The following is a 21,549-nucleotide window of genomic DNA, read 5'->3' as shown; positions in this document are numbered from 1 at the left end:
GTGCAGTTCCCATGACCGCCCGTCAACTTTATTCTGATATCGATGGCGGTATCCAACAAGGATGCGGGGCAGAGCATGTTTGGACGGCTTTTGGAACGGTTCTGCGGGGCCTTGCGGCTCCTTCTTGGCGTGATGATGGGGGCGTTGGCGATTCCGGTCGCGATGCAGGTGATCTCTCGCTACACCGGTCTGATTCCGACATTTCTCTGGACCGAGGAACTCGCCACGTTTCTCTTTGTGTGGATCGTCATGATCGGGTCCATCGTCGCGGTTTGGGACGGGACGCATTTCGACGTCCGCATCACGCGGGACGCAAACTCTCCACTGGCGCGGTTCCTGCAGGACGGTGTCGTGCATCTCGCCATCATGATCTTTGGCGCGTTTTTCCTGTTCTACGGCCTTGAATATGCCGAGTTTGGAAGCAACCAGCGCTCCGTGATGATGCGGGCCAATCTGGTAATTACGCATGTGTCGGTGCCCATCGCAGGCGGGTTCTGGCTCCTCTTGGCAAGCTACCGGCTGTTCGAGGCTTTCGCACAGTTCCGCTCAGGCGAGGCGTCCCACTCATGATCCTCACCACCGCCACTGCCGCAACGATGCTGATCGTTGGATTTCTGATCCTGATCTTTATCCGCATTCCCGTCGCTTTCGCCCTCGGGCTCGCAACTATTCCGGTCGTCGTGCTGGAGCTGAGGCTGACGCCATTCATCGTGGTGGACCGGATGTTCCAATCCTACAATTCGTTCATCCTGCTCGCGGTGCCGTTCTTTCTTCTTGCGGCCAACCTGATGAATTCCGGCAAAGTGACTGACCGCCTGATTGAGCTGGCGCGCGTGCTGACAGGCTGGATGCCGGGCGGGCTGGGCCATGTGAACGTGGCGGTCTCGATGCTGTTTGCGGGCATCTCTGGTTCGTCCACCGCCGATGCGGCGGGCATCGGGAAAATCCTGATTCCTGCCATGCAGAAAGAAGGGTACGATACCCGGTTTGCCGTCGCGATAACCGCCTGTTCATCGGTGATGGGGGTGATCATTCCGCCATCTATCCTGATGATCGTCTGGGGCGGTGTCATGCAGGTGTCGGTCGGCGCGCTCTTTCTGGGCGGCGCAATCCCCGGGCTGATGATCGGGCTGGCGCTGATGGCCACCGTCTATGGCTTTGCAAGGGTCCGCAACTATCCCGTCACCGCGTCGCCGAATTGGAGCGAGTTCTGGGCGGCCTGGAAAGGCGCGGCACTGGCACTGTTGACCCCTGTTTTCGTAATCGGCGGCATCGTCGGCGGTCTGGTCACTCCGACCGAGAGCGCCATCATAGCAGCGGGCTACGCTCTGGTTCTTGGCATGTTCGTCTATCGAACCGTGACGCCCAAAGATCTTGGCCACATCCTCTATGACACAGCGCGCTTTGCGGCAATTTCGCTCTTTGCGATTGGGACGGCTTCGGCCTTTGGCTGGCTGCTGTCGTTCTACAACGCGCCGCGCCTCATCGTCAGCGTTCTGACGGCGTGGGAACTTGGGCCGTTCGGGACGGCGCTGCTGATTGCCGCCCTGTTCCTCATCTTTGGCCTCTTCATTGATGCGATACCGACAATCATCATCCTCGGCACGGTTCTGATGCCGGTTGCACAGGCCGGTGGGGTTGACCCGATCGCCTTTGCGATCATCGGTATCGTTTCACTCGCCTTCGGGCTGGTGACACCGCCCTATGGGCTTTGCCTTCTGATTTCAGCCGCAATTGGCGGGCTCAACGTGATGCAGGTCCTGCGCGAGGTCGTTCTCATTCTGGCGCCGATGCTGGTGATCCTGATTTTGCTCGCGGCGTTCCCGGAAATCATCCTCTGGCTGCCCAAGGCGCTTATGCCGGGGGCGTTTCGTTAGGGCACTTAGTACCCGAGAGACAACAACCGCGAGGCGCAGGCTTCGCAAAAGGAAGGACAGTAATGAAACTTGCAGGTAAAAGCGCCATCGTGACCGGAGGCGGCCGTGATATCGGTGCCGCCGTCGCGATCAAGCTCGCATCAGAAGGCGCAAGCGTCGCCATCAACTACTTTTCCAGTTCCAAAGGAGCCGACGCTACAGTTGCCAAGATCGAGGCCGCGGGGGGGCGGGCCTTCGCCATGCAGGGCGATCTCAATCAGAAGGCCGACGTCGATGCGCTGGTGTCCAAGACCGTTGAGACCTTTGGCGGCGTGGACATTCTGGTCAACAACGCCGGTGGGCTGATCGCGCGCAAGACGATTGCCGAGATGTCTCTCGATCACTGGGAGGCGGTGATGCGCTTGAACCTGACCAGCACCTTTCTGATGACGCAGGCCTGTCTTGCCACGATGACCTCCGGCGCCATCGTCAACCTTGCGAGCCAGGCGGGCCGCGATGGCGGCGGGCCGGGCGCCGTCGCCTATGCAACCTCCAAGGGCGCGGTGATGACCATGACCCGCGGATTGGCCAAGGAACTTGGCCCCGACATCCGGGTCAATGCGCTGTGTCCCGGCATGATCGACACCGACTTCCACAACGTCCACACCCCGGACGCCGGTCGGCGCGGCTTTGAGGCCAACGCCCCCCTGAAGCGTCAGGGACATGTGGACGATGCGGCCAATCTGGTGCTGTTTCTGGCCTGCGATGACAGCGCCTTTATCACCGGGACCAACATCGATCTGAATGGCGGCATTCTCTTTTCGTGAGCGTAGAGCACAGCTCGACCGGGGTAGATCGCAGGACGGAATCCAGTTGGTCGGTATTGAAGCGCAGGTTGGGGTTTGGCCCTGTGGCGGTGTTCAACCCGCAGCATCGGTCACTCTGGGACTCTCAGCTGCCATCGCATGCGGCACAGCATCTGGTCAATCTTGGCTTTGGCTGGCGACACGAACGGCCCAAACCAGCCATTGACCAGATGATCGGCATGCTGCGGTGCGGCCCGCCAGACCGGACATTCGCTGCAACCGCGAAATCAAGGGATTGGCGAATTCACAGTTCGCGGGAATTTGCTGCCGTTTGATGTCACTCCTTCAATGTCCGCTGTTACAAGCTTCATGAACTGGCGATTTATGGTGTCTATTTAAGTTCACGAATTCGCAAGTCTAAGTTCCTGTAGTCATCGAAATCGGCAATGCCATTTAAGGGAGATGAGCTGTGACAAAAGTGAAGGGGTATCATACCAGCAGATTGAGCGGCGGATACAGTTCAGCGACGCAGAGATCGACAACGCCCTATCTGCACACTGGCTAGCTTCAAAACCTGATCAGTTGCAGATACAACTTTTGGATGTGGGTCGTACGCCCTTTGAGGCCGAGGGTTTGAGCCCAGACATTCCCCCACCGCCAGTGCTGTGCAACACCGTCGAGGGCGGGCGCTATCGCGCCTTATTGGCCAAGCAAGGCCAAGCCCGCAATGATCCGCAGATGCTCAGAGCAGCGCTGGACATCATCTCGCAAGCATTGGCGCCGATTGCCAAAGCCGCACCGCCAATGAATGGCGACGTACTGGTCTCGGTCTCGCAATTTCTCACCCCGCATAATGTGGTGATTGATCAGATCGTGACCCCGTTATTTCACGACAATGGATACAATCACTTCAAAGATCTACGGCAGCAGCTGGATACCAGACAAGGAAAACCTAACCGAGAACTTTAGCCAATAATGGGGGCATTTTTGAGGAGACATCACGCAGCTTCGAACAATCCAGTGATCCGCTCGATTACTTCATCTTGCTCGTTGTTCGTCATGTCGCTTCCTGATGGCAAGCAAAGACCGTCTGCAAAGAGCCCTTCGTCGATGCCCGAGCCATAGTATTGCGTACCAGCATAGAGTGGCTGCATATGCATCGGTTTCCAAAGCGGACGAGATTCAATCTGATGCTCCAGAAGCATCAGGCGAATATCTTCGTTTGAAACACCTGTTTGCGCCGTATCTATTGTTAGAGCCGTGAGCCAACGTGTTGATCGGAAGCCTTCCGGTTCTGGCATGAAGGTGACTCCAGGCCGGGTTAGGGTGGCTTCATAACGCGCAAAAATCTCGCGGCGACGCACAACGCGAGCGTCCAAAACCTCCATTTGGCCGAGACCGATTGCCGCGCAGATATTGGAGAGGCGATAATTATAACCAAAAGTGGAGTGCTCGTAGTGCGGGGCGGGGTCTCGGGCTTGGGTCGCGAGGAAGCGTGCCTCGTCGGCCCACTCCTTGTGCTGCGTGACCAGCATCCCGCCTCCCGAAGTAGTGATTATCTTGTTACCATTGAAGGATAGGATTGCTGCATCACCACCGGTGCCTGCCATGCGGCCATTTTTGAAGGTCGCACCAGTGCTTTCTGCTGAGTCGATGATGAGACGAACGCCATATTCGGCTGCGACGGTTTCAAGTGCATCGAGGTCGACGGATTGGCCGTAGAGGTCTGTCGGGACAATGGCTTTGGGAAGCCGGTTGTTGCGCGAGGCCTTGGCCAATTCTTCGGCAAGTATTCCTGCGTCGATTGTCCAGCTTGTAGCGGTGAGATCGAAGAATCTAGGCGTTGCGCCAAGGTAATTAACAGGGAAGATGCCGCCCGCAAAAGTCATTGAGCAAACCCAAACCTCATCACCCGGGCCGACACCAGCGATGCGTAGGGCAAGGTGGAGGGCAGCGGAACCCGAGGAAAGCCCAACGCAGTAGAGACCAGCACCAAGATAATCGTGAACAGAGGCTTCGAATGCGTCTAGCTGCGGCCCAATGGGTGCGACGAAGTTCGAGGCAAAGGCTTCCGCTACATAGGCCTCTTCTCGGCCAGACATATGGGGCCGCGACAGATAAATACGCATCATTGGTCCCCAATAATCGACTTCGCAGGATTTCCAACGACGGTCATACCTGGCGGAACATCGCGGGTAACGACTGCCCCCATACCAACGGTCGCGCCAGCGCCGATAACCAAAGGTTTGTCAGGTATGCCTTGGCGAATAACCGCCCCTGTACCGATGTAGGCATAGTCTTCAACGTGGACGTTCCCATTGCACATTACTCCTGGCGCAAATGTGACATAGTCTCCAATCACGCAATCATGGCCCACGTAGGAGTAGATATTTGCGTGAAAGTGACGACCAATTGTGACATTTGCAGTGAGGGTGGTAAACGAACATAGCACTAGGCCCTCTTCTGTTCTTACCTCGTCCATGACAATGCTGTTTTGCGCACGAACATCAAAGACTGATACATTGGAACGTGCGCATTTCTCTGCCACAGCGGCCCTGATATCACCGGCCGCGATTGCGATTGCTACGCGGCGTTCTTCGGCGGGGTGCGAAAGAAACGATTCAAATGTCATACTCTTGTAGCGATTAACTGTGGCAGGCGTTTCTGCGTCATCAATGAATACACATTCCGCTTCCAGTTCCGTTGATACCTGCTGGCGTACGACTGGCATGAGCTCTCGCCCGAAACCGCTAGCCCCATAGACTCCATACAGCATCATCTTATTTCCCCTTGAATTGTGACATAGTCGCTTCTCCGGCAGCAGAGATACCGTCGCGCTTGATGACTTTGCGGATGGTCCGACATATGATTCTAAGGTCAAGCCATAGGCTGCTGTTGTCGACGTACCAGACGTCGAGCGCAAACTTCTCATCCCAGGATATTGCGTTACGTCCGTTGATCTGAGCCCATCCAGTAACGCCCGGGCGTACATCATGTCGGCGAGATTGCTCGGGTGAATATAGCGGAAGATACTCCATCAACAAAGGACGAGGGCCGACGAGGCTCATGTCGCCTTTTAGAACGTTCCAAAGTTCGGGCAGCTCATCAAGCGAGCTAGCGCGCAGGAAACGGCCTAGCTGCGTAAGCCGTTCCGAATCTGGCAACAGGTTGCCATACGCATCGACGCCGTCTCGCATGGAGCGGAACTTAATCATCTGGAAGGGCCTGCCATTGCGCCCGGGCCGGGTTTGTCGAAAGAAAATGGGGATACCCATTTGTCGCCAGATTAAGAATGCCACGATGCCAAATACTGGCAAGAAAAAGAGCAAGCCGATGCTCGCGCCGAGTATGTCAAAGATTCGTTTCATGTGCTGACCATTTCGATAACGTAAGCCAATAGTTGCTGTTTAGTACGGCGTGTTGGTGCCCGACACCCAACTGACCCATTTTTTGGATATTGCTACTCGTGAGTGGTCGTTGTGTGCAAGGGTGCGCGCGTTATCTGAGGGCATCGCGGTTTTCCGATGCCTTCATCAATGCGTCTGCAAAGGCGTTGGGGGTCATCAATGCAAACAGCAAAGCCGCAGTCATGTTCTGTAATCAGATTGGCAATCCAGCCAGGTCAGTTATTGAGCACCGGTAGCGTAGCTGTTATGTAGTCAAAGAGCTTGTCAGGCGACGTGCCAAAGTAGAATGTTGGCACATTTCGCAAAGTTTTGAGCCCAATAACGGCAACGTCCATCAAACCGGCGACATGCGTCTTGGGTATAGGATCAAGAGACAGGATGTTGTCGGGTTCCTCGGCCAGTGCGCTCTTGTAGGTGGGGTTTTTCTCGCCCCTGCCCAACCAGTGTAATGCGGATGTCTTCACGACCAAGGTTCTTCGACACTGCGGCCATAACCCACCTGAAATGCTTAGTTTTTCAAACGCACGTTGGCTTCGCTGCTTTGTATCACTGATAAGGACCGGTACAGGCCGCGAAAGCGACCCGCAAGACAGCCAAAGCCGCTAAAATGCCAAGCCCTCCAAAGTACGCCAATCCAGCTGACAAGATCCAGACGTGGTCCGGCAAAGGGCGGCAGCCTGAATGGTTCAAGGCGGTCATGGTCGCTGGGAAATCGCCAGAGGATCTTGCGATCTAAACTGCGCCCAACATGCTGTGGTGCGCTGGCCACATCGTACCCCAGCCCCGTCTACAAAACGGGCCGAATGGATATCCAACGCACGCCTCGGAACACCAATTGGGTCTAAGCTTGCCTGCCGACCGCAACTCATAGATCATTGAATGCTGTGGCGCTCTGTTCCGCAGTGTCGCACGTCTGAACCTTTGCAGCACGACTTCTTCGAGTTGCTCAACTAAAACCCCGGCGCACTGACCGCTCAAGCTTAAAGTCTGCTCCGCTCCTTTCTGTTGATTTGGTTCAGATCAAGGTCTACTACGCGAAGCCATTGTGCGTCCGCGCAATCTAACAGAAACTTAACTACGAAAATCGCACTTGAAGAGTATCCCACTTAGAACCTCTCAACATCATGTCATCATCTGAAATTCTTGGGCAGTATAGTGTATTCGAAAACCACAGCCAATGTCAGTAAGGTCTAGAAATAATGTGCTGCGCCGAGTCTTATTATGGGCGCGTGACAACCGAAACCGGCGCATGATGGCATTTCGATCATCTGCGGTCGGTATCAACGTCCTGAACAGGTTAATTTCGCTGGTCGGTGGGGCGAGCCTGATATTAGCGGTCGTTTTCAAACTTTCACTAGAAATGCAGGGTTTCTATTATACGTTCTACAGCCTCGCTTTTCTGCGCTTTTTTGCAGAGTTGGGCCTGACCACAGCGGTGGTCCAATTCATCAGCCATTTGTCTGCGACCGATGGAAAGTCCGCCAAATTAGCAGCGTACAAACGTCTCTTTTTCATTTGGTTTGCTGTTGCAGGTGCGCTCCTTGCACTTGTCCTTCTGCCTGCGATCTTCTTGTATAAGACACAGATAGACACTATGGAAAACGGTCATCGCGATGTAGTTTTACCATGGATGTTCTTCTGTTTCGCAACAGGTCTGAGCGTTTTTGTAGTAGGCTTAACTTCCATTATAGAAGGACATCGCCGCATTCTTGCTGTCAGCCGTCTAAGGCTATGGGTTTCGCTGACCAACTTTGGGCTGGCCGCAGTACTGATCATTCTTGGGTTCGAACTATGGGCTCTTCCAGTCGCGGCGGGTATGAGCGCTTTGATCGGGCTCAGATTAATCACACCGCATGTTGACATTTTGTCTTGGAAAACAAGCACGCGTCCACTCCCGCGCGTCAAATGGCGAAAAGAAATCTGGCCATTTCAATGGCGTTTGGCTATTTCTTGGCTGACGGGATTCTTTATCTTCTACTTCTTGACCCCATTTGTCATGTATAGTCATGGCCCCGAAGATGCTGGTCGGCTAGGTCTGAGCTTGCAAGTTATTCAGATCATCAATGGCATCGCAATTCTTGCTGTTTCAACTCTTTCATCTGTCTTTGGTCAACTTGTAGCCAAAGGTAATTATGCGGAACTTGACCGTCTATTTTACCGAAGCACGGTCCAGTCGTTTGTATTTCTGGCGATCCTAATCGGTACGTTCTGGGCCATTTACTGCCTTTTGCCCTTTGTCGGTTTAGACAAGTTGCAAGATCGTCTTATCCCTGCTTCTTCAATGGGCTTTTTGACCTTAGCAGCGGTCGGCACCCACGTCTTTTTTCTGCTCAACTATTACTTGCGTTCGTTCAAGGAAGAAACGTTGTGGTGGGTATCAGCTACCAACGCAGCCACGACACTTGTGATGAGTTGGCTGTTTATTGCCGAGGGCGGGGTTGCTGCCGCAGTTGCAGTTTTTACTTTCAACTCGCTTATCTTTTGGGTAGTCGTCGGGCCTGTCGTGGTGGCGCCGCGCGTCCGGGCTCTCAAATCTGAAAAAGCGGTATGAATGGCTGTGCTCAAGAAGGTTAGAATATTTGGCTGGTCAATGCGCAAGCTGCGCCAGCCCATCTATGGCAGCGGGTTGATTCTGGACGTTGGTTCGGGAGGTAATCCGCATCCATTCGCTGATGTATTGCTAGAGAAATACGTCGACACGACACATCGGTATAAGCAAATCACGATTGACAGACCGACGGTTCTGGCTGATGGCACATCAATGCCGTTTAAGTCTGGGACGTTTTCGTACTCTTTTGCATTTCACGTGTTAGAGCATCTGCACCAACCTGAGGCGTTTCTGGCAGAGTTAGAGCGCGTATCTAAAGCGGGATATATTGAAACACCCAATGCCTTGTATGAACGAATTCATCCGTTTGATGTGCATCTGTTAGAAATAATGCTGATCGACGATGTTTTGCATATTCGCAAAAAAAACGGCCCCCTCGGTGATGATTTTATCGGCACGCTGGACCTGCTGGATCAAGATGTTAGTTGGCGTCGATTTTTCGGCAATTATCCCCGTTTGTTCCACGTTTGCTACAAATGGCGCGGCAAAATTCAGTTCAAGCTGCTAAACCCAGCGGACAACACAGATTGGTTCAAAGACCCTGAAACTTTACATGAAGTACAAACAACAGAATTGGCCGACTTGGCCGAGAAAAGCCTGCGTGAGCGACTGATTGGCTCAATACGGTCCGTACGCCGGCGTACATTTGATTTAGATGATTTGTTAGCATGCCCAACCTGTCATTCAGACTTCACCCGACAGGTGGATCACTATGTTTGCACCGGGCAGAGCTGTGGATTGCGCTTTGCGGCATTACCCGTTCCTGACTTCAACAACCCGGTCTGACCATGGCACGCAATTTTAATGACGAGGCAATCCTAAACCTGCTTTTCCGTGCAATGCGCGCAGCTATTGGTCGGCTGCGGGGGCGTCTGTTTTACCTTTTTGGCTTCTTCTCTTCGGGGACTGCAAACAGTCTTTATTTCGGATTTAGTCCACGCATTATGAATTCAAGAGGGATCTTGCTAGGACGCAACGTTTCCTTTGGCATCTTAGCCCGCCTTGAATGTCACGGTCGCCGCCAAACTGGTCCATTGATCAAGATCGGGGATCGTAGCAGCTTTGGAGACTACACCCATATCGGTGCAACAGAAGGCATTATCATTGGCTCTGGTGTCTTGGGAGGTAGTGGCATTCTGATTGTCGATCACAGCCATGGCACGCCAAAAGCAGATATGGCCACCAAGACGCATATTGCCCCAAGAGATCGACCGTTGAGCTCTAAGGGACCGATCAAAATTGGCGATAATGTCTGGATTGGGGATCAGGCCGTGATCCTTGGGGGTGTCACTATCGGAGCTGGGGCAATCATTTCGGCTGGCGCAGTCGTTGACCGGGATGTTGCCCCTCATAGCATCCATTTCCGAGCAGAAAAAGGCGGGGAAGCAAAGTGAACCTTCGTGTCTTAGCCTATTTTCTACCGCAGTTTCATGAGTGCCCGTATAATTCGGAATGGTGGGGGCCGGGTTTCACCGAATGGACGAATGTGCGCAACGCAAAGCCCCTGCGAAAGAACCATCATCAGCCTCGCGTTCCAGCAGATGGTGAGTTTGATTTGCTCTCTGTATCTGAAATGGAGCGCCAGTTTGCACAGGCGCGCGGTGCGGGAATTGATGCGTTTGTTTTTTATCACTACTGGTACAATGAGGATCGCCCTTTGGGTCGCCCATTTGACCTGCTGTTGGACCATCCCGAAGCTGACATTAAGTTTTCTCTTTGCTGGGCAAACCATTCTTGGACACGGACTTGGCGCAATCGCCGCGGATCTTTGGATGTTCTGATTGAGCAGACCTACGGCCAGACTGCAGCAGAACGCGAAAAACACTATGCATATCTGGCCCGAGCATTTGTCGACAAGCGCTATACCAAAGTTGGCAGTTTGCCGTTCTTTCAGATTTATATACCCGAGGAAGTCGATAATATTTGGCGCTATTGCGACGAACTGCGAAACTTTTGTAGCAAAGAAAACGGGTGCGAACCGCATATAGCTGGGACCATACGGAAAAGTAGTGCGCGTAGCGATTATCAGGCCGGATTTGACTCTGTCACTTTGGCGCAACCCACACTTGGCTTGTTTGGACCAAGGAATGTCTTTGCCCAAAGACCCGCTGAGCCCACGCTTTGGTTGCGCCTCCGCAGCCAGCTGCTAGACCTACCGTTGCCTTTGCGTAAGATTTTGTATTCGGTTCAGGACCTTTTGCCTAAGACTTCGAACTGGCACGACTATGATGAGGTATGGCAACATATTCTGGAGCAATCTGAATGCGCTCTCGATACAACGACAAAACCGTTGAATTTGACCGGTTTCATAGATTTCGATAATACACCGCGGTACAAGAAATCAGCGCGGGTGATGGATGGCTTTTCGCCTGATAAGTTTGAGACATATATCGGTAGACTCAACCATTTGGCTCGACAAACGGAAAACCAGCTCTTGTTGATAAATGCGTGGAACGAGTGGGGCGAAGGAATGCACCTTCAGGGCGACACACTCTGGCCAACCCAGCGACTTGAGGCGCTGCGACGGGCCTTGAATACGAGATGACTAAGCGCAAAAAACTTGTGCGCAGATATGCTAAGCCCTCATCGGTTATGACCTTTGTATTGTTTGTACTAATTTTGGCCCCTACAGCTTTTATGGCCAGTACTGAGTACTATACTGCCTATTGGAACTATTTGTCGTTCGAACAGTATGATGAGGCTGCGTCTCGCGCTTTCATTGTTGGGGGAGTATTTTCCGCCTGCTACCTTGGAGGTTTGTCGATGCACAAACTGGCGCAACGCGTTGCGCCACGGCAATTTATTGGTGGGAGTGCGGCCTTAGGTCGCTCTCATATCAGGCACCTGCAAATCGATCATAGACAGCGATCCTATTTGCTGAGCCGACATCGAGTCGTTTACTGGGTGGCGCTCTTTTCTTCCCTATTAATTTGGCTAATTTTCTTGTCTGGCGGTTACGAAAAGGTCGCGCAATACGGCCAGAATATTGATCGGTTAGACTATCGGTTGATTGGCGCAAATGACAGCAATCGGGCTGTCACAGCGCTCACCCAGATCGCTCGGCGACTTGTTCTGCCATTTGCAACCGTCTACTTTATCGTGCTGCGGTGGTACTCAAACAAGTATAGCCTTTGGTTTGTCCTGTTCCTGCTACTGTCGCTTGTCATCGGTGTTATCATGACTTTGGAACGCGGCCCACTTATGCTTATCATCGTAATGTTGTTTTACGCTGAGTTCATGCGCTCGAGGTCCATAAAAAAATTGTTTTCAATATCATTTATATTATGCTGCGCGATTATTCTTCTTGGCGGCACGATGACCTATATTCAGTATAACATACAGGGATTTGGACTAGGAGATGTGATATTTACGGGCTTTGACTTCATTTCAAACCGGGCAATCATGGCACCCAACTTTGTACCTATTGAGCTTTCCTACGGGCTTTTTGATTTTTCCTCCGAGAAGTTATTCTTGCGGTTTTCACGGTTGACCGCGTTGATCACTGGTAGTTACGTAGGAACCTTACAAGAAAATTCAATATATGTCGGACCAGTGGGAGCTATCGCAGATATTTGGAGAAACCTTGGAATCGTTGGGATTGTCTTAATCGGCTTCATCTTGGGGCTTTACTTCGCACACCTAGACCGGGCCACGAAAACACTTGATCCTGCCGCACGTGCAGCAGCAACATTTACAGTAATCTCACTAGTTTTCTACTTCTACTACGGCACGTTCTTTTCACAGGGTGTGTTTCTGCAGATTTTTGTTCTAATGGCGATCATGAGGTTTTTTAGAGGTGACGGTGCGCATCCACGTCATGACAGCTTTCAGCACCCCTTAAGCAATCAGACCAGCGTTCATTCATGAAAATCCTATATTTTCATCAGTATTTCAACACCACCGAAATGGCGGGCGGTACGAGGTCTTACGAAATGGCCAAGTGCCTCGTCGCAGCCGACCATGAAGTCCACATCATAACCACTTGGCGTGAGCCAACGGAAAAAACTGATTGGTGGCAAGAATCCATAGATGGCATTGAAGTGCACTGGCTACCCGTCAGATATGATAACACAATGAGCTTTGCAGGCCGCATTGGTGCGTTCTTCAAGTTTGCGCTGAAAGCCGGGCAACGAGGCTGTCGTATCGGCGGAGATCTGGTTTTTGCTACCAGTACGCCACTGACCATCATTCTGCCTGGATATCGCGCCGCACGGAGGCTTCGCACGCCTCTGGTATTTGAGGTTAGGGACTTATGGCCAAAGCTGCCGATCGCGATGGGTGCCCTCAAGAATCCCCTGACACGCTGGTTAGCCATCTGTTTAGAACGTTTTGCCTATGCTCGATCTGACGCGATTGTTGCACTGTCGCCCGGAATGGCCGAAGGCGTGATCCAACTTGGATACCCTGAAGACAAAATCACAATCATACCCAATGGGTGCGATCTGGATTTGTTTACACCTTCGGAGGTCGCTGCCAACAAGTTTAGGACCAAACATCCCGAATTAGGAACTGGGCAAATAATTCTGTATGCAGGTACGCTCGGACGTATTAACGGTGTTGGATATCTGGCCCAACTGGCCCATCTTATGAAAGATCGTTTTCCTGAGGTCCGGTTTGTGACCATAGGGCATGGCAGCGAGGCGGAAAGGACGCACCAATTGGCTAAGCAATTGGGCGTATTGGATGTCAACTTTTTCCAGTATCCGGCTATGTCTAAGCAAGAGCTTGTAGGAGCATTTGCTGCGGCCAGTGTTTCTTGCTCTTTGTTTATCGATTTACCGGCGATGTGGGCAAATTCAGCAAACAAGTTCTTTGATACGCTGGCATCGGGGACAGCCGTTGCGATCAATTATCAGGGTTGGCAGGCCGACTTGATTGATGAGCATGAATGCGGCGTAGTCCTCAATGCTGATCCTGACAAAGCAGCAGATGACCTTTCTTTACTTCTTAGTGATCGGGAGGCCTTAGCTGAGACCGGCCGTCGCGCGAGGCAGCTCGCTCAAGTACGGTTCAGTCGCGACAAATTGGGTCAAGAGTTCGTATCCGTTTTGCAAAACGCATACGACAAAAGTCGGCAAGTATGAGGAAGGCCTTTGCAGCCCGAGCTAATCACAGAAGGTCGGCAATCATCAATTCTCAGCAATGATACCAAGGTGACTATATCATTCGTGGTCGCCCCGGGTCCGGCAGCACGTCGCTCCTGTTGGCAGTAGAAGAAGTTATCGCCCTAGTTCAGGTCGTACAGACTGCGTCGGAGGATCTGTAAATGAACACGCCCGCAACAACGATCGCAAAGCAGAACCTTCCGGGTTGGATAAATACCATGAACGCGATTTTCGACGCCCGCTTGTTGAACGTCCGTGCGCGACGATTGGTTGAACACAGCGACAATTCGGACTCCGCCTACCAAATTCTGACGAGAAACATTGAAAGCACCTTTGATCAGGCGGAGACTCACCGCTTGGATGCCCTAACCCGCATCGATCGGGCGATCGAGACCTCCGATATTGTCAAGAAACTAAAAGAGGAAGCCAAGGCAGCCAAAGAGGAAGCGGAACGCTTCAAGATAGCTGCGGCAAACGTCGAAAAGCTGACCGAGTTCGTCGGAAAACTTGCGGGTTTAGTCAGCCGCTTTGGTGGACTGAAGTAGACTGGTCGCCTGCGAGCTGATCTTGAAACTTTGCAAAGTCAGCTTCCTACGCATTTCCGCTATTCGCCATACTCTACCTCTACTGCGCCTCACCCGGGTCACGATCTCGTTAGCATTTAAAACGGCCTACCACCAGGACCCAATTAAGAAATGCTCGATCACCGTTAGGGGTGGTCGTTGAAGATTGCTGCTGAATGTTCGATCTCCGCTAAGGGTCGGGTAGAGTACCACGTAACTTCTTAGCAGTCTCACGCCTGCCACTTTCTTCAACTTTCCTAAGCAAGTGTAAGATTTCAGCGGAGGTAATTTCATTTATCGGGCGGTTGTGAAGTGGTGCAGCTAAGGTTTCGACGTGCCAGATTTTCTTGCGCATCGTTGTGTGAGCGAGTTCTCGGTCGTGCGCCATCTGGAGATATTCTTCAGCTACTAGGTGAAAGGTGGTTAGCGATTGTGTTTCAGCTTCAATCTGATCGAGACGCTTTTGCATCGCGGGATCGCCGCCATTTGCTACCTGCACCTGCGCCTCATCACGCTTCCTGCGGGCTTGGGCCAAAGTCACATTAGGATACCGCCCATGGGAAAGCAAACGCTCTTTTCCAAAGTGACGTTACTTCTTTTGCCACAGCTTTGATCCGTTTGGCTTCACCAGCACGAACAAACCACCGCCATCCGACAGCTTATACGATTTATCCCGAATCTCTGCCTTCCTGATCTTAACGTCCGAAAGTGCCATTGGGGGTATCGTATGTTCAGCTATGGTCAAAACGATACGAAAGATCGTCTAAAAATCAACGTTTTCAGGTTATCATATTCATCTATGTTCGGGATAAATGGTGCCCAGGAGAGGACTCGAACCTCCACGTCCATACAGACACCAGCACCTGAAGCTGGCGCGTCTACCAATTCCGCCACCTGGGCAGGTCACGTGGCGCGGGATGTAAGGGGGGTTTGAGCCTCTGTCAACGGGTTTCGTCCTCAAAAACGTACGGTGTGCGCAGGTGGTTTCGGATTGCGCCTTGTCTGGCCAATGGTGGCCGGGTAAACCCGGTTCGAACCTGCAATGAGGCCTGCCCATGTCCAAGCTTGTCACCATCTTCGGCGGATCCGGTTTTGTCGGGCGGTATGTCGCACGCCGTATGGCCAAGGAAGGCTGGCGCGTCCGTGTGGCGGTGCGCAGTACCAATGAGGCGATGTTTGTTCGTCCTTACGGTGTGGTTGGTCAGGTCGAACCTGTTTTCTGCAATATCCGCGATGATGCGAGTGTTGCTGCGGTGACCGAGGGCGCGGATGCGGTTGTGAACTGTGTTGGTGTCTTGGATGAGCGCGGCAAGAACACGTTTGCTGCAGTTCAGGCCGAAGGCGCCGAGCGGATTGCTCGGATTGCGGCATCGCTCGGCGTGGGCCGGATGGTGCATATCTCGGCCATTGGCGCGGATGCAGCGGCAGCCAGCCAATACGCCAAGACCAAGGCGGCGGGTGAGGATGGCGTGAAGGCACATCTGCCGGATGCCGTGATCCTGCGACCCTCGATTGTTTTCGGCCCGGAAGATCAGTTTTTCAACCGTTTTGCTAGCATGAGCCGCTTTGGCCCCATTTTGCCGGTTGTCGGCGCTGATACCCGGTTTCAGCCGGTTTATGTCGATGATGTTGCGGCGGCGGCTGTCAAAGGGGTTTTGGGTCAGGCCGCGCCGGGCGTTTACGAATTGGGCGGCCCGGATGTGCACAGCTTCCGCGAATTGATGCAGATGATGCTGCAGATCGTGCATCGGCGCCGTCTGATTTTGAACATTCCCTTCTGGGCTGCGCGTGTCATGGCCTTTGGTTTTGGCATCGTCCGGGTTTTGTCGCTGGGGATTATCAAGCCGCCGATCACGAAGGATCAGGTGTTGAACCTGGCGGTGGATAATGTGGTTGCCGATGATGCCCGTGGTTTTGATGCGCTGGGGATCAAGCCGACGGCGATGGAGGCGATTTTGCCGGATTATCTGTGGCGCTTCCGTCCGTCCGGTCAGTTCGATGCGATCAAGGATTCTGCCAAGAACCTCAAAGCCTAAGTATAGGCGATCCACAGAAGAATGCTGCCGAGCGCCAGCCGGTAGACCACGTAGGGCGTATAGCTGACGCTGCGTAGAAGGCGCATCATCAGACTGAGTGCGAGCAGTGCTGCGGCGAATGACATGCTGACGACGATGAAGATGTCCCGCCAGGCGGATGTGTCGCCGCTGCTCACTACATCGAGGCTCAGGATCGCGGCGGAGGCGATGATCGTGGGGATCGACATCAGCATCGACAGCCGTGCCGCGTCGGTACGCGTATAGCCCAGCATGCGCCCGGCGGTGATCGTCATACCGGACCGGGAGGTGCCGGGGATCAGGGCGATGGCCTGCCACAGCCCCATCTGGAATGCGTCTTTGAGGGTCCATTTTTCGGCGGTTTTGGTCATTGGTCCCTTTTGATCGGCCCAATAGAGGACGATCCCGAATATGATCATCGCCCAGCCGATCACTGCAATGCCGCGCATCGCCTCTGACAGGCCGGTGAGCTTGAGGAAAAGGCCGAAGAGAATGACGGGGATTGTTGCAATCAGGAGGCAGAGCGCGAGGAATGCGCCCTGTGTGTCGATCTTGCCTTGCAGCAGGCGGAGGGTCCCGAAAAGGGCCGATCTGACATCGCGCCAGAAGTAGAGAATAACGGCGATCAGAGTGCCGACATGGGCAGCAACGTCGATGATCTGTCCCTGATCATCAAGACCAGTGAGAGAGGGCAGAAGGATCAGGTGACCGGAGGATGAGATGGGCAGGAATTCTGTCACGCCTTGGATCAGGGCGATCAGAAGCAGGTTAAATGTCGTCATTCCAAGTGCCCAATTGATTCGGTCCGGCTAACCTAAAGCGTTAAGATATTGGGGAAAGAGGATATATAGGTCAGTTTACGGACCTATTTTGCGCAGTTTTTTCGCAGACTCACCTGTGGCGCGACTAAATTTCTGCTATATAGGTCAGTAATACTGCCTTTTCATTTCGATTTCGGCATTTTAAAAGGCATTTCGCTTTCTAGTTTGGGAGGACGGCGCATGGCTGGCCAGAAGATGCTCAAGTTTACCACGGTCGCGCGTGACATGCCGGAAAAACGTCCACCGAATTTACGCAAACAGGATTTTGGTGAGATTTACGCAGAGTACGCCCGCGAAAAGGCAGCCGAACAGGCGGCGCGCTGCAGCCAGTGCGGTGTCCCCTATTGCCAGACCCATTGTCCGCTGCACAACAATATCCCTGACTGGTTGCGCCTGACGGCTGAGGGCCGTTTGGAGGAAGCCTATGAGATCAGCCAAGCGACCAACACCTTCCCTGAAATCTGTGGCCGCATCTGCCCGCAGGATCGCCTGTGCGAGGGCAATTGTGTGATCGAACAGTCCGGCCATGGTACAGTGACCATTGGGTCGGTTGAAAAGTACATAACCGATACCGCGTTCGAGGAAGGCTGGGTCAAACCCATCCGTCCGCATGCGGAACGGCCCGAAAGTGTGGGGATCATCGGCGCCGGTCCCGGTGGTCTGGCCGCTGCTGATATGTTGCGCCGTCAGGGTGTGCAGGTCACCGTCTATGACCGCTATGATCGCGGTGGTGGTTTGCTGACCTATGGTATCCCCGGTTTCAAGCTGGAGAAGGATATCGTCATGCAGCGCATGGCGCAGCTTGAGGATGGAGGCGTGCAGTTCGTGTTGAATTGTGACGTGGGTGAAGACCTGTCGTTTGATGCGATCCGGGGCAAGCACGATGCCATACTGATCGCCACGGGCGTCTACAAAACAAGGGATCTGCCGGATTCCAACGCTGATGGGATTGTCAGTGCGATCGACTATCTGACGGCAAGCAATCGCAAGAGCTTTGGCGATGATGTGCCGGAGTTCGACAATGGTGAGCTGGATGCGAAGGACAAGCGCGTTGTCGTGATCGGTGGCGGTGATACGGCCATGGATTGTGTCCGCACGGCCGTCCGACAGGGTGCTGAAAGCGTCAAATGCCTGTATCGCCGTGACCGGGCCAACATGCCCGGATCCCAGCGCGAGGTGCAGAATGCCGAGGAAGAGGGCGTCGAGTTCGTCTGGCTGTCTGCGCCAAATGGGTTTGAAGGTGATCCGGTGACCGGCGTGAAAGTGCAGAAGATGCGCCTGGGCGCGCCCGATGCGACAGGCCGTCAGATGCCCGAGCTGATTGAAGGATCCGATTATGTCGAGATGGCTGATCTGGTAATCAAGGCGCTGGGATTTGAGCCCGAGGAACTGCCAAAGCTGTGGGGTGTCGACGGGCTGGAAGTGACCCGCTGGGGCACTGTGAAGGCCGATTTTGGCACCGGTGCCACCAGTCTTGAAGGTGTCTATGCCGCTGGCGATATCGTGCGCGGTGCATCGCTGGTTGTCTGGGCAATCCGGGACGGACGGGATGCGGCAACAGCCATCTTGGAGTATCTGGGACAGGCGGCTACGGTGGCCGCAGAATAGTCGAAATAGCCTGTCGGCATCACGTCGGACATGCGTCGGACTTGTGTCGGGCAAAATGTCGGACCCCGAGATGTTGATAGGTCACCGATACTGACCTGGAAGGTAAAGAAATGATGAAGTCGTTGGTTTTCTCTGCATTGGCCGTGATGGCAACCCCGGTGGTTGCCCAGCAAAGCTTTGCCGCACCGGAAGGCTGCACTGCCAAGCTGACCGTTCAGCAAAAGGGCTGTGTGCTGATCAATGTCTGGACGTGTGAGGCTGACGACCCCGGTGACCAGTGGATCGCCCTGATCGGTCAGGGTGGCGTGTTCAGCATCCAGAAGGTTGATGACGAGTTCCAGTGGATCGAAAGCTACAAGATCGACGGGGAAGAGCGGTTGCAGCTGCCTGCCGATGATCCTGCATCCCTGACGGAGCTGTTCGCAACGCAGGTCGACACTTGGGATTTTGTCATCGAGACCGAAGAGGGCACCGAGCGCAATGTCGGCTTTGACATGTTGACAGGCGAGACAACGGTGATTGATGGCGAGACGCTGCTCAATACCGAATTTCAGGGCCGCACCCTGGATGGCGACGGCAATGAGATCGAGGCGGGTGCCGGTCGCCAGTTCGTCAGCGAAGAACATCGCCTGTTTTTCTTTGGTGAGGCGTGGGACGCCGCCACCCCTGACGATGTCATTGATATGTCACCGCTGGAGTTCATCTATCCCGGTGAATCAGGGTTCTTTTCCTCCCAACCCAAATACGAATGCAACGTGAACGAGGCGGGGTATCGTCCGTGAGATTTGCCATTGCTTTAATCTGTCTGGCTGCCCCTGCCGCTGCGCAGGATGGACCCGCGACATTTCAGCTACCACAAGGTTGCGATGCTTATCTGACGGTGCAGGGTGCCAGTTGCCGGGTGGATCACCATTTCACCTGCGCGGCTGATCCCGAGGGCATGCAGCGCCGTGTGAGCATCGACGAACGCGGTCTGACCTATGCAGGCCAGATCGACAGCGAAACACAGTGGATCGAAAGCTTTCATATTCTGACGGGTCATTCAGAGCGGTTGGAATCGAATCCGGTCGAACCTGCGTCCCTGTCTGATCTGATCGAGAATGGTATCGATGATTATGATTTTCGCACCTTGTCTGACCAGATCGGCACCACCCGCTATGTCGGGCAGGACACGCTGACCGGCCGTCAGGTGACCATTGATGGTGTGACGCTGGACGAAACCACCTATGACATCACCGCCTATGATCCGGCGGGCAATGTGATCTGGCAGTCGCAGGGCAATGAATTCATCAGCCGCAACTGGCGTATGTTCCTGTCAGGCACAGGGACCACGACCATTGGCGGTGAGACGTTTGAAAAGGATGATCGCCCGGTCGAGTTTATTTATCCCAGTGAGCCTGGTTTTCTGAGTTCGCGTCCGAAACATGGGTGCGGGGTGGCGATTTCATGATCCGTGCTGTCGCCCTGTTTCTTTGTCTTGCCGGCCCTGTTGCCGCGCAAGAGACCCCGTTTCGCTTTAACCTGCCTGCGGGTTGCGAGGCTTACGTGACCATGCAGGCCGCCAACTGCAAGGTGACCCATTATTTCACCTGCGAGGCCGATCCCGAGGGCCATCAGCGCGCCGTCGTTCTTGATGAGCAGGGGGTCACCCATGTGGCCCGGATTGACAGCGAAGCCCAATGGATTGAGCTGTTTCACCCGCTTGCCGGGACGTCGGAACGGCTGGAGTCGCAGCCGATGGAGCCTGCATCCTTTTCGGATCTGCTCGCCAATCAGGTGGATGAGTATGATTTTCAGACCTTGTCCGACCAGACCGGCCCGACCCGTTATGTTGGCCAGGATCGCCTGACTGGCCGTCAGGTGGTCATCGACGGGGTGACCTTGGATGAGACCGCTTATGAGATCACGGCCTATACTGCGACGGGTGATGAGATCTGGCACATCAAGGGTAATGAGTTCATCAACCGCGACTGGCGCCGGTTCTTTCCGGGCACGAGTGTTGTCACCACGCCGAATGGTCGGGTCGAACGCAATGGCTCCCCGGTTGAATTCATGTTTCCCGATGAGTCGGGGTTCCTGAGCACGCGACCCAAGCATGGCTGTGGGCTGGCGATATCATGAGGTACTGGGTTGTCCTTTTGGCGTTGCTCGTCCCGTCCCTGGCTGTGGCGCAGGATTGGTCGGTGGAAACCCGTGTTTCGACCGGCAACATCGTGACCTATTCGCATAGTGGCACGCATGTCGGCCTGACCACGCGCGATCCGGAGGGCGAATGGCTGGGCACGGATGTGTTTGTGGTAGAAGGCGCTGACCTGTCGGAGTGTTCCAAGCAGGACGCCCTGTCGCTGGATCACTATTACGGCCTTGATGGCAGCTATAGTGTGAATGTTTTTGCCGAGCTATTCCGCGATGCGGGCGGTGAATGGGAGGTCGTCGATCCTGCCATTTTCTTTGACAGCCTGTCAGAGGATGAGGACACGATTGCCGCCTATGAAGGCTATGAGGCCACGACCATCAAGGTGACATCGCTTCGCTGTGTCGATGACATGGTGGCGATGACGCTGACCTATTCCGGCGTGCTCAATCGATATGAAGGCCGCGGCCCGGACAGCATGAAGATTGCCGGCAATGCCGCGTTTCAGGTGCCGCTGAAGCCCTACGAAGACTACTAGAACAACCAACAAGCCCGCCCACGTGGCGGCCCCGCCCCGAAAGGAAATG

Annotated in this window: 24 protein-coding genes, 1 tRNA gene and 1 pseudogene; 18 read left to right on the top strand and 8 right to left on the bottom strand. The window is 54.0% G+C overall.

Features of this window, described 5'->3' with window-relative positions; genetic code table 11:
* Positions 1-75: 75 nt before the first annotated feature.
* From ACFWW4_RS04010 to ACFWW4_RS03995, 4 genes are all read left to right on the top strand, one after another.
* On the top strand, positions 76-570 hold the full coding sequence (locus tag ACFWW4_RS04010) for a TRAP transporter small permease (RefSeq protein WP_411889680.1): 495 nt from the start codon (positions 76-78) through the stop codon (positions 568-570).
* Positions 567-1,877, top strand: coding sequence for a TRAP transporter large permease (locus tag ACFWW4_RS04005; RefSeq protein WP_411889679.1), 1,311 nt, complete (start codon positions 567-569; stop codon positions 1,875-1,877). Before ACFWW4_RS04010 ends, ACFWW4_RS04005 begins: the two co-directional genes overlap by 4 nt.
* A 62-nt stretch (positions 1,878-1,939) precedes the next feature.
* Positions 1,940-2,683 carry an SDR family NAD(P)-dependent oxidoreductase gene (locus ACFWW4_RS04000; protein ID WP_411889678.1) on the top strand — a complete coding sequence of 248 codons (744 nt, stop codon included), beginning with the start codon at positions 1,940-1,942 and terminating at the stop codon, positions 2,681-2,683.
* A gap of 441 nt (positions 2,684-3,124) precedes the next feature.
* Positions 3,125-3,631 carry a hypothetical protein gene (locus ACFWW4_RS03995; RefSeq protein WP_411889677.1) on the top strand — a complete coding sequence of 169 codons (507 nt, stop codon included), beginning with the start codon at positions 3,125-3,127 and terminating at the stop codon, positions 3,629-3,631.
* Positions 3,632-3,660: 29 nt separating this feature from the next.
* Here ACFWW4_RS03995 and ACFWW4_RS03990 read toward each other — a convergent pair whose 3' ends face one another.
* The 4 genes from ACFWW4_RS03990 to ACFWW4_RS03975 form a co-directional block, all read right to left on the bottom strand.
* A complete protein-coding gene (locus ACFWW4_RS03990) occupies positions 3,661-4,791 on the bottom strand; it encodes a DegT/DnrJ/EryC1/StrS family aminotransferase (RefSeq protein ID WP_411889676.1) in 1,131 nt (376 codons plus the stop codon).
* The gene (locus ACFWW4_RS03985) at positions 4,791-5,441 is read right to left on the bottom strand and encodes an acetyltransferase (protein WP_411889675.1); all 651 of its coding nucleotides are present in this window, start codon (positions 5,439-5,441) and stop codon (positions 4,791-4,793) included. The genes ACFWW4_RS03990 and ACFWW4_RS03985 overlap by 1 nt, the downstream gene beginning before the upstream one ends.
* Position 5,442: 1 nt before the next feature.
* Positions 5,443-6,030, bottom strand: a complete 588-nt coding sequence (locus tag ACFWW4_RS03980) for a sugar transferase (protein ID WP_411889674.1) — start codon at positions 6,028-6,030, stop codon at positions 5,443-5,445.
* A gap of 254 nt (positions 6,031-6,284) precedes the next feature.
* Entirely contained in the window at positions 6,285-6,533 is a 249-nt protein-coding gene (locus tag ACFWW4_RS03975) for a hypothetical protein (RefSeq protein WP_411889673.1), read from the bottom strand.
* Positions 6,534-6,676: 143 nt separating this feature from the next.
* Between ACFWW4_RS03975 and ACFWW4_RS03970 the strand changes: the two genes are divergently transcribed.
* From ACFWW4_RS03970 to ACFWW4_RS03935, 8 genes are all read left to right on the top strand, one after another.
* A complete protein-coding gene (locus ACFWW4_RS03970) occupies positions 6,677-6,805 on the top strand; it encodes an H-NS family nucleoid-associated regulatory protein (RefSeq protein ID WP_411889672.1) in 129 nt (42 codons plus the stop codon).
* Between the two features lie 513 nt (positions 6,806-7,318).
* Positions 7,319-8,620, top strand: a complete 1,302-nt coding sequence (locus tag ACFWW4_RS03965) for a hypothetical protein (protein WP_411889671.1) — start codon at positions 7,319-7,321, stop codon at positions 8,618-8,620.
* A complete protein-coding gene (locus ACFWW4_RS03960) occupies positions 8,621-9,463 on the top strand; it encodes a class I SAM-dependent methyltransferase (RefSeq protein ID WP_411889670.1) in 843 nt (280 codons plus the stop codon).
* A gap of 2 nt (positions 9,464-9,465) precedes the next feature.
* Positions 9,466-10,071 (top strand): acyltransferase, encoded by a 606-nt coding sequence (locus tag ACFWW4_RS03955; protein ID WP_411889669.1) that lies wholly within the window; start codon positions 9,466-9,468, stop codon positions 10,069-10,071.
* Positions 10,068-11,222, top strand: a complete 1,155-nt coding sequence (locus ACFWW4_RS03950; RefSeq protein WP_411889668.1) for a glycoside hydrolase family 99-like domain-containing protein — start codon at positions 10,068-10,070, stop codon at positions 11,220-11,222. Before ACFWW4_RS03955 ends, ACFWW4_RS03950 begins: the two co-directional genes overlap by 4 nt.
* Entirely contained in the window at positions 11,219-12,544 is a 1,326-nt protein-coding gene (locus tag ACFWW4_RS03945) for an O-antigen polymerase (protein ID WP_411889667.1), read from the top strand. The genes ACFWW4_RS03950 and ACFWW4_RS03945 overlap by 4 nt, the downstream gene beginning before the upstream one ends.
* Positions 12,541-13,761 carry a glycosyltransferase family 4 protein gene (locus ACFWW4_RS03940; RefSeq protein WP_411889666.1) on the top strand — a complete coding sequence of 407 codons (1,221 nt, stop codon included), beginning with the start codon at positions 12,541-12,543 and terminating at the stop codon, positions 13,759-13,761. The genes ACFWW4_RS03945 and ACFWW4_RS03940 overlap by 4 nt, the downstream gene beginning before the upstream one ends.
* Before the next feature lie 182 nt (positions 13,762-13,943).
* On the top strand, positions 13,944-14,327 hold the full coding sequence (locus tag ACFWW4_RS03935; protein WP_411889665.1) for a hypothetical protein: 384 nt from the start codon (positions 13,944-13,946) through the stop codon (positions 14,325-14,327).
* Between the two features lie 208 nt (positions 14,328-14,535).
* Here the strand turns inward: ACFWW4_RS03935 and ACFWW4_RS03930 are convergent, their stop codons facing one another.
* The 3 genes and pseudogenes from ACFWW4_RS03930 to ACFWW4_RS03920 all read right to left on the bottom strand — a co-directional run bounded on the left by ACFWW4_RS03930 (position 14,536) and on the right by ACFWW4_RS03920 (position 15,245).
* A complete protein-coding gene (locus ACFWW4_RS03930) occupies positions 14,536-14,814 on the bottom strand; it encodes a phage integrase central domain-containing protein (RefSeq protein WP_411889708.1) in 279 nt (92 codons plus the stop codon).
* Positions 14,815-15,060, bottom strand: a pseudogene (locus ACFWW4_RS03925) (Arm DNA-binding domain-containing protein); the annotation flags it as partial. It lies immediately after the preceding gene.
* A gap of 98 nt (positions 15,061-15,158) precedes the next feature.
* Positions 15,159-15,245, bottom strand: a tRNA-Leu gene (locus ACFWW4_RS03920).
* A 155-nt stretch (positions 15,246-15,400) separates the two neighbouring features.
* Between ACFWW4_RS03920 and ACFWW4_RS03915 the strand changes: the two genes are divergently transcribed.
* The gene (locus ACFWW4_RS03915) at positions 15,401-16,381 is read left to right on the top strand and encodes a complex I NDUFA9 subunit family protein (RefSeq protein ID WP_411889664.1); all 981 of its coding nucleotides are present in this window, start codon (positions 15,401-15,403) and stop codon (positions 16,379-16,381) included.
* Here ACFWW4_RS03915 and ACFWW4_RS03910 read toward each other — a convergent pair.
* Positions 16,378-17,181: an undecaprenyl-diphosphate phosphatase gene (locus tag ACFWW4_RS03910; protein WP_411889663.1), complete on the bottom strand. Its 804-nt coding sequence runs from the start codon at positions 17,179-17,181 to the stop codon at positions 16,378-16,380. The genes ACFWW4_RS03915 and ACFWW4_RS03910 overlap by 4 nt on opposite strands.
* 219 nt (positions 17,182-17,400) lie before the next feature.
* Here ACFWW4_RS03910 and ACFWW4_RS03905 point away from each other — a divergent pair, with 219 nt between their 5' ends.
* The 5 genes from ACFWW4_RS03905 to ACFWW4_RS03885 all read left to right on the top strand — a co-directional run bounded on the left by ACFWW4_RS03905 (position 17,401) and on the right by ACFWW4_RS03885 (position 21,500).
* Positions 17,401-18,828, top strand: a complete 1,428-nt coding sequence (locus ACFWW4_RS03905; RefSeq protein ID WP_411889662.1) for an NAD(P)-dependent oxidoreductase — start codon at positions 17,401-17,403, stop codon at positions 18,826-18,828.
* 113 nt (positions 18,829-18,941) lie between these two features.
* A complete protein-coding gene (locus tag ACFWW4_RS03900; RefSeq protein WP_411889661.1) occupies positions 18,942-19,610 on the top strand; it encodes a hypothetical protein in 669 nt (222 codons plus the stop codon).
* Positions 19,607-20,278 carry a hypothetical protein gene (locus ACFWW4_RS03895; protein ID WP_411889660.1) on the top strand — a complete coding sequence of 224 codons (672 nt, stop codon included), beginning with the start codon at positions 19,607-19,609 and terminating at the stop codon, positions 20,276-20,278. The genes ACFWW4_RS03900 and ACFWW4_RS03895 overlap by 4 nt, the downstream gene beginning before the upstream one ends.
* Complete coding sequence (locus ACFWW4_RS03890) at positions 20,275-20,949, top strand: hypothetical protein (RefSeq protein ID WP_411889659.1); 675 nt, start codon at positions 20,275-20,277, stop codon at positions 20,947-20,949. The genes ACFWW4_RS03895 and ACFWW4_RS03890 overlap by 4 nt, the downstream gene beginning before the upstream one ends.
* On the top strand, positions 20,946-21,500 hold the full coding sequence (locus tag ACFWW4_RS03885) for a hypothetical protein (protein ID WP_411889658.1): 555 nt from the start codon (positions 20,946-20,948) through the stop codon (positions 21,498-21,500). Before ACFWW4_RS03890 ends, ACFWW4_RS03885 begins: the two co-directional genes overlap by 4 nt.
* The last annotated feature ends 49 nt before the right edge of the window (positions 21,501-21,549 follow it).

This window comes from Yoonia sp. SDW83-1, from assembly GCF_046762885.1.
Taxonomy (GTDB): Bacteria; Pseudomonadota; Alphaproteobacteria; order Rhodobacterales; family Rhodobacteraceae; genus Yoonia.
This window is presented reverse-complemented; position numbering and strand designations above follow the sequence as displayed.

Coding starts and splice junctions, on each gene's coding strand:
- ACFWW4_RS03990 (WP_411889676.1), bottom strand. CDS start 4,791: ATGCGTATTTATCTGTCGCGGCCCCATATGTCTGGCCGAGAAGAGGCC.
- ACFWW4_RS03995 (WP_411889677.1), top strand. CDS start 3,125: ATGAGCTGTGACAAAAGTGAAGGGGTATCATACCAGCAGATTGAGCGG.
- ACFWW4_RS04005 (WP_411889679.1), top strand. CDS start 567: ATGATCCTCACCACCGCCACTGCCGCAACGATGCTGATCGTTGGATTT.
- ACFWW4_RS03905 (WP_411889662.1), top strand. CDS start 17,401: ATGGCTGGCCAGAAGATGCTCAAGTTTACCACGGTCGCGCGTGACATG.
- ACFWW4_RS03980 (WP_411889674.1), bottom strand. CDS start 6,030: ATGAAACGAATCTTTGACATACTCGGCGCGAGCATCGGCTTGCTCTTT.
- ACFWW4_RS03915 (WP_411889664.1), top strand. CDS start 15,401: ATGTCCAAGCTTGTCACCATCTTCGGCGGATCCGGTTTTGTCGGGCGG.
- ACFWW4_RS03945 (WP_411889667.1), top strand. CDS start 11,219: ATGACTAAGCGCAAAAAACTTGTGCGCAGATATGCTAAGCCCTCATCG.
- ACFWW4_RS03900 (WP_411889661.1), top strand. CDS start 18,942: ATGAAGTCGTTGGTTTTCTCTGCATTGGCCGTGATGGCAACCCCGGTG.
- ACFWW4_RS03955 (WP_411889669.1), top strand. CDS start 9,466: ATGGCACGCAATTTTAATGACGAGGCAATCCTAAACCTGCTTTTCCGT.
- ACFWW4_RS03885 (WP_411889658.1), top strand. CDS start 20,946: ATGAGGTACTGGGTTGTCCTTTTGGCGTTGCTCGTCCCGTCCCTGGCT.
- ACFWW4_RS03890 (WP_411889659.1), top strand. CDS start 20,275: ATGATCCGTGCTGTCGCCCTGTTTCTTTGTCTTGCCGGCCCTGTTGCC.
- ACFWW4_RS03970 (WP_411889672.1), top strand. CDS start 6,677: ATGCCAAGCCCTCCAAAGTACGCCAATCCAGCTGACAAGATCCAGACG.
- ACFWW4_RS03965 (WP_411889671.1), top strand. CDS start 7,319: ATGATGGCATTTCGATCATCTGCGGTCGGTATCAACGTCCTGAACAGG.
- ACFWW4_RS04000 (WP_411889678.1), top strand. CDS start 1,940: ATGAAACTTGCAGGTAAAAGCGCCATCGTGACCGGAGGCGGCCGTGAT.
- ACFWW4_RS03935 (WP_411889665.1), top strand. CDS start 13,944: ATGAACACGCCCGCAACAACGATCGCAAAGCAGAACCTTCCGGGTTGG.
- ACFWW4_RS03985 (WP_411889675.1), bottom strand. CDS start 5,441: ATGATGCTGTATGGAGTCTATGGGGCTAGCGGTTTCGGGCGAGAGCTC.
- ACFWW4_RS03930 (WP_411889708.1), bottom strand. CDS start 14,814: ATGCAAAAGCGTCTCGATCAGATTGAAGCTGAAACACAATCGCTAACC.
- ACFWW4_RS03910 (WP_411889663.1), bottom strand. CDS start 17,181: ATGACGACATTTAACCTGCTTCTGATCGCCCTGATCCAAGGCGTGACA.
- ACFWW4_RS03960 (WP_411889670.1), top strand. CDS start 8,621: ATGGCTGTGCTCAAGAAGGTTAGAATATTTGGCTGGTCAATGCGCAAG.
- ACFWW4_RS04010 (WP_411889680.1), top strand. CDS start 76: ATGTTTGGACGGCTTTTGGAACGGTTCTGCGGGGCCTTGCGGCTCCTT.
- ACFWW4_RS03940 (WP_411889666.1), top strand. CDS start 12,541: ATGAAAATCCTATATTTTCATCAGTATTTCAACACCACCGAAATGGCG.